10 protein-coding genes are annotated in these 12,300 nt (G+C 71.2%); 6 read left to right on the top strand and 4 right to left on the bottom strand.

The annotated features are described in order from the left end of the window. Positions 1–310 precede the first annotated feature (310 nt). Together ACFWA7_RS20935 and ACFWA7_RS20930 are read right to left on the bottom strand one after the other, a co-directional pair. Positions 311–1,741 carry a glutamate decarboxylase gene (locus ACFWA7_RS20935; protein WP_385539572.1) on the bottom strand — a complete coding sequence of 477 codons (1,431 nt, stop codon included), beginning with the start codon at positions 1,739–1,741 and terminating at the stop codon, positions 311–313. 15 nt (positions 1,742–1,756) lie between these two features. Then, positions 1,757–2,122, bottom strand: coding sequence for a YbjQ family protein (locus ACFWA7_RS20930; RefSeq protein ID WP_190092586.1), 366 nt, complete (start codon positions 2,120–2,122; stop codon positions 1,757–1,759). A gap of 175 nt (positions 2,123–2,297) precedes the next feature. Between ACFWA7_RS20930 and ACFWA7_RS20925 the strand changes: the two genes are divergently transcribed. Beyond that, positions 2,298–3,011, top strand: a complete 714-nt coding sequence (locus ACFWA7_RS20925; protein WP_385539574.1) for a DedA family protein — start codon at positions 2,298–2,300, stop codon at positions 3,009–3,011. 142 nt (positions 3,012–3,153) lie between these two features. Here the strand turns inward: ACFWA7_RS20925 and ACFWA7_RS20920 are convergent, their stop codons facing one another. Next, positions 3,154–4,860, bottom strand: a complete 1,707-nt coding sequence (locus ACFWA7_RS20920) for a threonine/serine exporter ThrE family protein (RefSeq protein ID WP_385539576.1) — start codon at positions 4,858–4,860, stop codon at positions 3,154–3,156. A gap of 69 nt (positions 4,861–4,929) precedes the next feature. Further along, a complete protein-coding gene (locus tag ACFWA7_RS20915; RefSeq protein ID WP_067160543.1) occupies positions 4,930–5,424 on the bottom strand; it encodes an inorganic diphosphatase in 495 nt (164 codons plus the stop codon). Between the two features lie 184 nt (positions 5,425–5,608). Here ACFWA7_RS20915 and dacB point away from each other — a divergent pair, with 184 nt between their 5' ends. The 5 genes from dacB (at position 5,609) to ftsH (ending at position 12,277) form a co-directional block, all read left to right on the top strand. Continuing rightward, complete coding sequence (gene dacB, locus ACFWA7_RS20910) at positions 5,609–7,027, top strand: D-alanyl-D-alanine carboxypeptidase/D-alanyl-D-alanine-endopeptidase (protein WP_385539578.1); 1,419 nt, start codon at positions 5,609–5,611, stop codon at positions 7,025–7,027. A 54-nt stretch (positions 7,028–7,081) separates the two neighbouring features. After that, entirely contained in the window at positions 7,082–8,212 is a 1,131-nt protein-coding gene (locus tag ACFWA7_RS20905; protein WP_385539580.1) for a zinc-dependent metalloprotease, read from the top strand. Between the two features lie 209 nt (positions 8,213–8,421). Next, on the top strand, positions 8,422–9,483 hold the full coding sequence (tilS, locus tag ACFWA7_RS20900) for a tRNA lysidine(34) synthetase TilS (RefSeq protein WP_385824495.1): 1,062 nt from the start codon (positions 8,422–8,424) through the stop codon (positions 9,481–9,483). A gap of 45 nt (positions 9,484–9,528) precedes the next feature. Then, positions 9,529–10,068, top strand: coding sequence for a hypoxanthine phosphoribosyltransferase (gene hpt, locus ACFWA7_RS20895; RefSeq protein ID WP_385539612.1), 540 nt, complete (start codon positions 9,529–9,531; stop codon positions 10,066–10,068). A gap of 181 nt (positions 10,069–10,249) precedes the next feature. Further along, a complete protein-coding gene (gene ftsH, locus ACFWA7_RS20890; protein ID WP_385824493.1) occupies positions 10,250–12,277 on the top strand; it encodes an ATP-dependent zinc metalloprotease FtsH in 2,028 nt (675 codons plus the stop codon). Positions 12,278–12,300 lie beyond the last annotated feature (23 nt).

Here is a 12,300-nt window from a genome sequence, read left to right as displayed (position 1 = left end):
GCCCCCGCATCCCGCGAGGCCCCCGCATCCCGCGAGGCCCCCGCATCCCGCGAAGCCCCCGCATCCCGCGACGCCCCCGCATCCCGCGAAGCCCCCGCATCCCGCGACAGCGACGCCGCAGCCGAACACCGCATCCCGCGAGGCCCCCGCATCCCGCGAAAGCGGCGCCGCAGCCGAACACCGCATCCCGCGAGGCCCCCGCATCCCGCGAAAGCGGCGCCGCAGCCGAACACCGCATCCCGCGACGCCCCCGCATCCCGCGAAAGCGGCGCCGCACCCCGCGAAAGCGGCGCCGCACCCCACAAGCGCGTCAGTGGTGGAACGCGGTAGCCACAGACTCATCCCGGCCGAGCGGGCCGGACTGCCGCCGCAGCTCCGGCAGCAACCGCCCCAGATCCTCCACCAGCATCGCCGCCAGGTCCGACGAGAACCCGTTGCGGCACACCACCCGCAGCACGGACAGATCCTCCCGGTTCGGCGGGAACGTATAGGCGGGCACCAGCCACCCATGCTCCCGCAGCCGCCGCGACACATCGAACACGTCGTACCCCTTCACCTCCGGCCTCGTGGTGAACGCGAACACCGGCAGCTCGTTCCCGCGCGTGAGCAGCTGGAAGTCGCCGAACGCCTCGATGCGCCCGGCAAGCGTCCGCGCCACGTCCCGGGTGGTCTGCTGCACCGCCCGGAACCCCTCCCGCCCCAGCCGCAGGAACGTGTAGTACTGCGCGACCACCTGCGCCCCCGGCCGGGAGAAGTTCAGCGCGAACGTGGGCATGTCGCCGCCCAGGTAGTTCACCCGGAAGACCAGCTCCTCCGGGAGCTCCTCCGCCGAGCGCCACAGGGCCCACCCCACGCCCGGGTACACCAGGCCGTACTTGTGCCCGGACGTGTTGATCGACGAGACCCTGGGCAGCCGGAAGTCCCACACCAGGTCCTCGTCCAGGAAGGGCGCCACCATCGCCCCCGACGCGCCGTCCACATGGACCGGCACATCGAGACCCGTACGCTCCTGCAACGCGTCGAGCGCCGCGCAGAGTTCCGCGATCGGCTCGTACGATCCGTCGAAGGTCGAGCCGAGGATCCCGACCACGCCGATCGTGTTCTCGTCGCACAGCTCGGCCGCCGCCTGCGGGTCGAGGTGGAAGCGGTCGCCCTCCATCGGGACCTGGCGCGCCTCGACCTCCCAGAAGGCGCAGAACTTCTCCCAGCAGACCTGGACGTTCACGCCCATCACCAGGTTCGGCACCGCGTCCCGCCCCGGATAGCGGTCCGCGTTCCGCTTCGCCCAGCGCCGCTTGAGCGCCATCCCGGCGAGCATGCACGCCTCGCTCGACCCCGTCGTCGAGCAGCCCACCGCCCCGGCCGGGTCGGGCGCGTGCCACAGGTCCGCGAGCATCGCCACACAGCGCCGCTCCAGCTCGGCGGTGCGCGGGTACTCGTCCTTGTCGATCATGTTCTTGTCCCGGCACTCCGCCATCAGCACCCCGGCCTCCGGCTCCATCCAGGTGGTGACGAAGGTGGCCAGGTTGAGCCGGGAGTTGCCGTCCAGCATCAGTTCGTCGTGGACGAGCTGGTACGCGGTGGAGGGGGGCAGCGGCCGTTCCGGCAGCTGGTGCCGGGGCGGCGCCGACGTCATGGAGCCGACCGGGTCGGCCTCCCCGAAGAACGGGTTGAGGGCGAGCCGCCCGTACTCCTTCTCGTGCTCGTGCGCCTTCTTGCCGGCGCCTTGGTGCAGTGCCATGGCTGTTCCCCCGCCTCAGAGCTTCGTGATCACAACCGCTGTTCCGTACGCGCAGACCTCTGTCCCGACGTCGGCCGCCTCGGTGACGTCGAAGCGCATCATGAGGACGGCGTTCGCCCCACGCGCGCGTGCCTGCTCGACCAGTCGCTCCATCGCCTGGTTCCGGGTCTGCACAAGCGTCTTCGTCAGCCCCTTCAGTTCGCCGCCGATCATGGACTTCAGTCCCGCGCCGATCTGGCTGCCGAGGTGGCGGGAGCGGACGGTCAGGCCGAAGACCTCCCCGATGACCTGCTGGACCTGATAGCCGGGTACGTCGTTCGTCGTCACGACCAGTACGTCGGACTGCGCGCCCTGCCCGCCGCCGTATTCCTCGATGCCCATCGCGCCCACCTTCTGGAGATCCTGGGACTCAGCTTTGTACCCGCCCGGGCACAGCGCATCCCCAGGAACCCGGTGGAACCTGGATTGGGCCGAACGCGTTGATAGTTTTGGCCCCGTCAACACGCGCTTACGCGCGCCCCCTCACCCAGACCCCTGACCCAGGAGCCCGGAACCCGTGACCAACCTCGCACTCGGTCCGAGCTGGCTGGACCCCGACCAGCTGCTGTCGTCCTTCGGCCTGCCCGGTCTGCTGGTGATCGTCTTCGCCGAGTCCGGCCTGCTCATCGGCTTCTTCCTGCCGGGCGACTCGCTCCTGTTCACCACCGGACTGCTGGTCACCAGCGACAAGATCGACACCCCGCTGTGGCTGGTCTGCCTGGCGGTCGTGGCCGCGGCCGTCATCGGTGACCAGGTGGGCTACCTCTTCGGCCGCAAGGTCGGACCGTCGCTCTTCAACCGGCCGGACTCCAAGCTCTTCAAGCAGGAGAACGTGGAGAAGGCCCACGAGTTCTTCGAGAAGTACGGCCCGAAGTCGCTGGTCCTGGCCCGGTTCGTGCCGATCGTGCGGACGTTCACGCCGATCATCGCGGGCGTGAGCCGGATGAACTACCGCTTGTTCATCACGTACAACGTGATCGGCGGCACGCTGTGGGGCGCGGGCGTGACGCTGCTCGGCGCGGCGCTCGGCAACGTCGAGTTCGTGCACAAGCACATCGAGCTGATGCTGATCGCGATCGTGCTCGTCTCGGTGGTGCCGATCGCGATCGAGTTCCTGCGGGCCCGCTCCAAGGCGAAGAAGGCGGGCCCGGGCGACGGCCCCGGCGCGGCCGGCCCTTCGGCGCCGCCCGCCGCCCGGCCCCCCCAGCGCAGGCGCCACGCCAAGCGCTGAGCCTCGCGTACAGGGGTGTTCTGCAGGGGCGCGGGGCTGTGCCGTTGGGCGGTTCCGCCGCGATGGGGGTCCCCCTGTTCGAGGGAAGCCGAGAACTCGGGGGAGCGACCAGCCCATGACGGCCCGCAGTCGAAAGCGCGCGTCAGAATCCCCGCGTCCGCTTGGCCGCCCTGCGGGCCTCCGCGCCCGGCGCCTTGAGGAACATCCGGGACATCTCGCTCCCCAGGTTCACCCCGATCGCGATGGCCATCGCCAGCGCCGCCGCCTTGGCGATGTTGGCGAGGCCCTGGTCACGGTGGTTCTGGGCGATCGCGAGCACACCGAAGTAGGTGGCGCTGCCGGGCAGCAGCGGGCCGATCGCGGCCGTCACGTACGGCAGCGCGGAGGTGTTGCGGTAGCGCGCGAGCAGTTGGCCGAAGAGGCCGACGAGGCCCGCGGCCACCGCCGTCGCCATGATCGGTGAGCCCTTCGCGGTGACCGCGATCGACGCGTAGATCACCCAGGCGATCCCGCCGTTGACCGTCGCGATCCACACGGTGGACCGTTCCTGCTGGAGCAGGACGGCGAAGGTCAGGCACAGCACCATCGACGCGAGCGTCTGCACGATGGGCCGCTCGATGGGGCTCAGCGCCCCTTCCGGGTTCAGCTTGGCGTCGACCTGGAGCCCCCCGTACAGCACGGTGAGCACGCCGATCACGATCGCCACGAAGAAGTAGGTGACCTCAAGGAGGCGGGCCGAGGCGGTGATGTAGAAGCCGGTCAGACCGTCCTGTACGGCGGCCACCAGCGCCCGCCCCGGGATCAGGGCGAAGAGCCCACCGGTGATCACCGCCGAGGGTCGCAGGTCCCAGCCGAGGAGGCTGAGCGCCACACCCATCGCCGCGGGAGGCATCGCCGCCACTACGAACTGGTAGAACTCGGGCAGTCCGCGCGCCGCGCAGAGCCAGGCGAGCCGGTCGCCGAGGATCGCACCGGCCGCGGCCAGGAGGAAGACCGTGACACCGCCGCCCACCAGCACGGAGGCCGCTCCGGCGAGTCCGCCCGCGGCCATGGTGAGGACCCAGCCGGGGTACGGGTGCCGGTTGCGGCGGATCTCCGCGAGCCGGCGGTAGGCCTCTTCGAGAGTGACGTCGTGGTCGGGGCTGGTCATGTCGGTGACGAGCCGGTGCACGGCCGCCAGGCGCGTGTAGTCGGTGCCCCGGCGGCGTACCGTCCGGTTCGCCGTGACCGGGTCGTCCACCAGGGACGGCTGGTGGGTGATGGACAGCAGGGTGAAGGTCACCGTCGGCTCGCAGCGGTCCAGGCCGTACGAGCGGCAGATCGCGAACATCGCCGCCTCGACGTCCTCCGCGCCCTCGCCGCCCGCGAGCAGCAGCTCGCCGATACGCATCGTCAGGTCGAGCACGCGCGGCACGGCGGGTCCGGCCTCGTCGGTCTTGAGGGCCGTCTCCGGCACCGGCCGGTCGCCCACCGGCATCCGCAGCATGGTGCGCATCCGGTCCTGCCAGGGCGCGTCCTTGGAGAGCCGCACCAGCGGCATCCCGCCGGTGGTGACCATCGCGGACGGGGCCTCGCGGGCCGCGTAGGTGCGGGGCAGCGCGAAGGCGGAGGCCGGCTGTTCGGCGGTCTCCGCCTTCGGCTCCGGCACCCCGGCCGGCAGGGCGAACTCGGAGGTGGGTGCGTCCTCCTCCAGGGGCCCGGGCTGATCCACCCCGTCGGGAGCCGCGAAGGCGCTGCGCGCCTCGTCGGAGGGCGGCTTGCGCTCCTCCGACTCGTGCTGCTCAGCCAACCCTTGTCTCCCTCCGGTCCCTTCCGTACGTATGCGTGTGCCCAGTATGTGGGCGATCATCAAGTCGTACGACAACGGGCGGCGCACCCCGGAAGGTGCACCGCCCGTCGTCGTACAGGTGAAAACGCGTCAGTGCGCGCCGCCCTGCGCCTCCAGGCGCTTGTAGGAGGCCTTGATCTCTTCCTCGGCCTCGGCGCGGCCGACCCAGTCGGCGCCCTCGACGGACTTGCCGGGCTCCAGGTCCTTGTAGACCTCGAAGAAGTGCTGGATCTCCAGGCGGTCGAACTCCGACACGTGGTGGATGTCGCGCAGGTGCTCGACGCGCGGGTCGGACGCCGGCACGCAGAGCAGCTTGTCGTCGCCGCCCGCCTCGTCGGTCATACGGAACATGCCGATGGCGCGGCAGCGGATCAGGCAGCCCGGGAAGGTCGGCTCGTCCAGGATGACCAGCGCGTCCAGCGGGTCGCCGTCCTCGCCGAGGGTGTTCTCGACGAAGCCGTAGTCGGCCGGGTAGCTGGTCGAGGTGAAGAGCCGACGGTCCAGGCGGATCCGGCCGGTCTCGTGGTCCACCTCGTACTTGTTCCGCGAACCCTTCGGGATCTCGATGGTGACGTCGAACTCCACGGGTGGCTCTCCTCAGTGATCAGCACATGCATGGGACGGTTCCTGCGCCCCCGGGCGGGCCCGGGACATTCAGCCGGATGGGCCGCCGGTGCTGACCCGGAGTGCCATGTTCGCGGCAAGACGCAGTTCTGGTGATTAAGTGTCCCTCACGCAGGTGTGTGATCGCGAAAGGGGCTGGTCCTCGGTGCCGGGACCCAAGACATGGCAGCTCATGGCGGGTGCGGCTGCGGTAGGCATGGCGGTGGCGGCCGGAGCGGTGGCCACGGCCGGTCCCTGGGACACCGGTCAGCGTACGGCCGAGCGCGACCGTGCGGCGGCCCGGCAGCGGACAGGTGGCGCACATCACCTGGGCGCGCCCCCCGCACCGGCGCCCGCGCCCAGCGCGAGGGGCGTGCTCACCGCACTGGGCGCCCCTGTGGACGCCCCGGCGGACACCGTGCTCGACCAGATCCTCGGCCCCCTGCTCGCCTCGCCCGGACTGGGCCCGCAGCCCGCCGCCGCGGTGTACGACACGGCCACCGGCAAGCAGCTCTACGGGCAGCGCGCGGACACCGCCATGACACCCGCCTCCACCGTCAAGATCGCCACCGCCGTCGCCGCCCTGTCGGCGCTCGGCCCCGACCACCGCATCCCCACCACCGTCGTCGCCCCCGCGACGGGCGGCGCGCTCACCCTCGTCGGCGGCGGCGACCCCACCCTCGGCAAGGACGGCCTGCGCGCCCTCGCCGACGCCACCGCCCGCGCCCTGCGCGCCCGGGGCGTCACCGACGCGGCCCTCACCTACGACCTCTCCCGCTACAGCGGCCCTGAGCTGCACCCCATCGGCCCGAACGAGAACATCGCGCCCGTCGTCGCCCTGATGACCGACGAGGGCCGCACCGACGGCAGCGACAGCGGGCCCGCCCCGCGCACCGGGGACCCGGCGGGCGACACCGCCCGTACGTTCGCCTCGCTGCTGCGCGAGCGCGGCATCACCACGAGCGCGCCCCGGCCAGGAAAGGCCCCGCGGGGCGCCGCCGAGCTCGCCCGCACCCTCTCCGCGCCGCTCTCGGACCTGGTCGAGCGGATGCTGACCAACAGCGACAACGACCTCGCCGAGGCGCTCGCCCGCCAGACCGCCGTCGCCACCGGGCGGCCCGCCGACTTCGACGGGTCCGCCAAGGCGGTCGCCGACCGGCTCGCCGCGCTCGACCTGCCGCAGGCCGCCACCGCCCGGTTCGCCGACGGCAGCGGCCTCAATCGCGACGACCGGGTCAGCGCCCAGCTCCTGACCCTGCTGCTCGCCCGCGCCGCCGACCCCGCCCACCCGGAGCTGCGCCCGGTCCTCACCGGCCTGCCGGTCGCCGGATTCACCGGCACCCTGCGCGGCCGCTACGGGGCCGCCTCCTCGGGCACCGGCCTCGTCCGCGCCAAGACCGGCACCCTCTCCGGCGTCAACGCGCTCGCGGGCACGGTCGTGGACGCCGACGGCCATCTGCTCGCCTTCGCCTTCCTCGCCGCGAACACCCCCGGCCCCGACCCGGCCCAGCGCGCCCTCGACCGGCTCGCCGAGCGACTGGCCGGCTGCGGCTGCCGGGCCGGTTCCGCGCCGGCCGCCCAGTAAGCGCCCGGCTTCAACCCTCCTCCCCTGGAGGAGGGGACAACGTACGGTTGACGCATGACGCGCATCGGTGGTGCCGAGATGGTCGACTGGAACCTCGCGGTGGCGACCGCGACCCGACTGGTGAGGCCGGGCCCCGACGTGAGCCGGGACGAGGCGCGAGCCATCGTCGCCGAGCTGCGCCGGCACGCCAAGGCCTCGGAAGAACACGTACGGGCGTTCACCCGGATGATCCCGGAGAGCGTGCGGCCCGCCGACACCCCCGTCCTCGTGGTCGACCGCGCGGGCTGGGTCAAGGCCAACGTGGCCGGCTTCCGTGAAGTCCTGAAGCCGCTGCTCGACAAGATGCAGGAGCGCCGGGGCGGCAGCCCGGGCGGCGCCGTGCTCGGCGCGGTCGGCGGCAAGGTCACCGGCGTGGAGGTGGGGATGCTGCTCAGCTTCCTGTCCTCGCGGGTCCTCGGGCAGTACGAGACGTTCGCGCCCCCCACCCGCGAGCTCCCGGCCGGGGAGAACGGCGGCGGACGCCTGCTCCTGGTCGCCCCCAACATCGTCCACGTGGAGCGCGAGCTCGACGTGGACCCGCACGACTTCCGGCTCTGGGTGTGCCTGCACGAGGAGACCCACCGCACCCAGTTCACCGGCGTGCCGTGGCTGCGCGACCACCTTGAGGGCGAAATCCAGTCATTCCTCGGCGAGACCGACGTCGACCCGATGACCGTCCTGGAGCGGCTGCGCGAGGCCGCCCAGTCGCTCAGCGGAAGCCGCCCCGAGGGCGAGGAGGGCGACAGCGGCCGCTCCCTGGTCGAGCTGGTGCAGACCCCGGCCCAGCGCGAGATCCTCAGCCGGCTCACCGCCGTGATGTCGCTGCTCGAAGGCCACGCGGACTTCGTGATGGACGGGGTCGGACCGCAGGTCGTGCCCTCGGTGGCCGAGATCCGCGAGAAGTTCCAGCAGCGCCGCGCCAAGGGCGCCTCCCGCCTCGACCAGGCCCTGCGCAAGCTGCTCGGCCTGGACGCGAAGCTGCGTCAGTACCGCGACGGCGAGCGCTTCGTACGGGCGGTCGTCGACCAGGTCGGCATGGACGGCTTCAACCGGGTCTGGACCTCGCCCAACACGCTCCCCACCAAGGCGGAGATCGCCAAACCGGCGGACTGGGTCGCGCGGGTGCACAGCAGGACAGAGGGCTGACGGGGCGAGCGCCGACCGCACCCACGTACCCGGGGGCCACACATGTCCCCCGGAAATGCGCAGGATCACCCATCCGAGGGACCGTAGGGCATGGGTAGGCGTGCAATGCTCGGGTATCGGCTCGGTTCTGTCACCATCTACGCACTCTGTGTGACCGATCTTTCCCCTCGTCCCGAGGCACCCCCCAACTTCACCGAAGGGCACCGGACATGGGTCCCCATCCTGCGGTCGCGGCGATACGCCTGGCGGTCCGCCGCGTACTCCACGACGTACTGCACGACGCGCTCGTCCTCCCCGACGGCCGCACCCCGCCCCCCGACCTCACCCCCCGTGACATCGCGCGCGAGGGCGACGCCAGCGGCCCCCTGGTCCTCGTCGCCTGCTCGGGCGGCGCCGACTCCATGGCGCTGGCCTCCGCCCTCGTCTTCGAATCCCGCAAACTCTCCGTCCGCGCCGGCGCCGTCACCGTCGACCACGGCCTCCAGTCCGGCTCCGACCAGCGCGCCGCCGAGGTCGCCGCCCGGCTCACCGCGATGGGCCTCGACCCGGTCGAGGCCGTCGCCGTGAAGGTGGGCCGCGAAGGCGGCCCCGAAGCCGCCGCCCGGGATGCCCGCTACGCCGCCCTGGACGCCGCCGCCGAGCGCCACGGCGCCGCCGCGATCCTGCTCGGCCACACCCGCGACGACCAGGCCGAGACGGTTCTGCTCGGCCTCGCCCGCGGCTCCGGCACCCGCTCGCTGTCCGGCATGGCCGCCGTCTCCGGCGCCCACGGCCGCTACCGCCGCCCCTTCCTCCAGATCGACCGGCACACCGCCCGCAAGGCCTGTCTGGTCCAGTCGCTGCCCGTCTGGGACGACCCGCACAACACCGACCCCGCCTACACCCGCTCCCGGCTGCGCCACGAAGGCCTGCCCGCCCTGGAGAAGGCGCTCGGCAAGGGCGTCGTGGAGGCCCTGGCGCGCACCGCCGAGCTCTCCCGCGACGACGCCGACGCCCTGGACGCCTGGGCCGCCGAGGCCGACCCCGTCGTACGGGACGAGGCCGGCGAGCTGCTGTGCGGAAAGCTCTACGGGCTGCCCGCCGCGGTCCGCCGCCGGGTGCTGCGCAAGGCCCTCATCCAGGCCGGTTCCCCCGCCGGCTCGCTCTTCGCCCGCCACGTCGAGGAGGTCGACCGCCTGATCACGGGCTGGCGCGGCCAGCGGGCCATCAACCTCCCCGGGCGCGTCGAGGCACGGCGGCAGGGTGGCAGACTGGTCATCCGGCAGAGCTGAGCTCACGTACGTACAACGAAAGTGGCCCGGGTGAACGAGAAGGACATGGGCACCGACCTCCAGTCGGTGCTCATCACCAAGGAAGAGATCGACGCCAAGCTGGTTGACCTGGCCGCGAAGATCGACGCGGAGTACGCGGGCAAGGACCTTCTGCTCGTCGGCGTCCTCAAGGGCGCTGTGATGGTCATGGCGGACCTGGCGCGCGCGCTCTCCACCCCGGTCACCATGGACTGGATGGCCGTCTCCTCCTACGGCGCGGGCACCCAGTCCTCCGGCGTCGTCCGCATCCTCAAGGACCTCGACACCGACATCAAGGGCAAGCACGTCCTGATCGTCGAGGACATCATCGACTCCGGCCTGACGCTGTCCTGGCTGCTCTCCAACCTCGGATCCCGCGAGCCCGCCTCCCTTGAGGTCTGCACGCTGCTCCGTAAGCCGGATGCCGCAAAGGTCGCGATCGACGTGAAGTGGATCGGATTCGACATTCCGAATGAATTCGTCGTCGGATACGGCCTCGACTACGCCGAGAAGTACCGCAATCTCCCGTTTGTCGGGACGCTCGCTCCGCACGTCTACGGCGGCTGAGCCGAGAAGCCGGACGGGAACCCTGAGCCCCGTTCCCGCGTTGGAGCTTGGGAAGGCGGGTTTACCAGCCGTCCCTTGCGGCCGCGGGTGACAATGCTGGGGTACCGTCCGAAGAACAGTCTTTTCTCACAGCAGCATTTACCTACGGGCAGGAGGGACGGGGCGTTCTCGCTCCGTATGGATGGACGTGAAGCGATACTTCCGTGGGCCGGTCATGTGGATCGTGCTGGCCGTCCTCGCCGTGGTCGTGTTGATGCAGGTCGTCGGCTCGTCGGGCGGCTACAAGACGGTGGACACCTCTGAGGTCGTCCAGGCGATCGACAAGAACCAGGTAGAGCAAGCCAAGATCACCACCGGCGACGAGTCGGTCATCAAGGTCGAACTCAAGGACGGCCAGAAGGTCAAGGGCGCCGGCAAGATCCAGGCGAGCTACATCGGCGACGCCCAGGGCACCAGCCTGGCCAACAAGCTGCAGGGCAAGTTCGACAGCGGAGACCTCACCAAGGGCTACACGGTCTCCCCCTCGAAGCAGAACCCGATCGTGGGGATCCTGCTCTCGCTGCTCCCCTTCGTCCTCATCGTCGTCGTCTTCCTGTTCCTGATGAACCAGATGCAGGGCGGCGGCTCCCGAGTCATGAACTTCGGGAAGTCCAAGGCCAAGCTCATCACCAAGGACACCCCGAAGACCACGTTCTCCGACGTGGCCGGGGCCGACGAGGCCGTCGAGGAGCTCCACGAGATCAAGGAGTTCCTCCAGGAGCCGGCGAAGTTCCAGGCCGTCGGCGCCAAGATCCCCAAGGGCGTGCTGCTCTACGGCCCGCCCGGCACCGGCAAGACCCTCCTCGCGCGCGCCGTCGCGGGCGAGGCCGGCGTCCCCTTCTACTCGATCTCCGGCTCCGACTTCGTCGAGATGTTCGTCGGCGTCGGCGCCTCGCGTGTCCGCGACCTCTTCGAGCAGGCCAAGGCGAACGCCCCGGCGATCGTCTTCGTCGACGAGATCGACGCCGTCGGCCGGCACCGCGGCGCGGGCCTCGGCGGCGGCCACGACGAGCGCGAGCAGACGCTCAACCAGCTGCTCGTCGAGATGGACGGCTTCGACGTGAAGGGCGGCGTCATCCTGATCGCCGCCACCAACCGGCCCGACATCCTCGACCCCGCCCTCCTGCGCCCCGGCCGCTTCGACCGCCAGATCGCGGTCGACCGCCCGGACATGCAGGGCCGTCTGGAGATCCTCAAGGTCCACCAGAAGGGCAAGCCGGTCGCCCCGGACGTCGACCTCGCGGCCGTCGCCCGGCGCACCCCCGGCTTCACCGGCGCCGACCTGGCGAACGTGCTGAACGAAGCGGCGCTCCTCACGGCGCGCAGCAACCAGAAGCTGATCGACAACGACATGCTGGACGAGGCGATCGACCGCGTCGTGGCGGGCCCGCAGAAGCGGACCCGGATCATGTCCGACAAGGAGAAGAAGATCACCGCGTACCACGAGGGCGGACACGCCCTGGTCGCGGCGGCTTCCCCGAACGCGGACCCGGTCCACAAGATCACGATCCTGTCGCGCGGCCGGGCCCTCGGCTACACGATGGTCCTGCCGGACGAGGACAGGTACTCGACCACGCGCAACGAGATGCTCGACCAGCTCGCCTACATGCTGGGCGGGCGCGCGGCCGAGGAGCTCGTCTTCCACGACCCGACCACGGGCGCGGCGAACGACATCGAGAAGGCCACGACCACCGCCCGCGCGATGGTCACGCAGTACGGCATGACCGAGCGGCTCGGCGCGATCAAGTTCGGTGGCGACAACACGGAGCCGTTCCTGGGCCGTGAGATGGCGCACCAGCGCGACTACTCGGAAGAGGTCGCGGCGCTCGTCGACGAAGAGGTCAAGAAGCTCATCGAGACGGCGCACAACGAGGCGTGGGAGATCCTCGTCGAGAACCGCGATGTCCTCGACAACCTGGTCCTGGAGCTTCTGGAGAAGGAGACGCTCGGCAAGGAGCAACTCGCCGAGATCTTCGCCCCCATCGTCCGGCGCCCCGCGCGTCCGGCCTGGACGGGCTCGTCGCGGCGTACGCCGTCGACCCGCCCCCCGGTCCTGTCGCCCAGGGAGCTGGCCCTGACCAACGGCGCGACCACCGCCAATGGCGCGACCCCGACCGACTCGGTCCCGACCGAGCAGCTCCCGGCAGCGGAAGACCGCCCCGAGAGCTGACCCCCGGCTCCTCGGACCCGGAA

This window comes from Streptomyces sp. NPDC059994 (genome assembly GCF_042737755.1).
Taxonomy (GTDB): Bacteria; Actinomycetota; Actinomycetes; order Streptomycetales; family Streptomycetaceae; genus Streptomyces.
The sequence above is the reverse complement of the archived record's forward strand: the minus strand, read 5'-3'. Positions and strand labels throughout refer to the sequence as shown.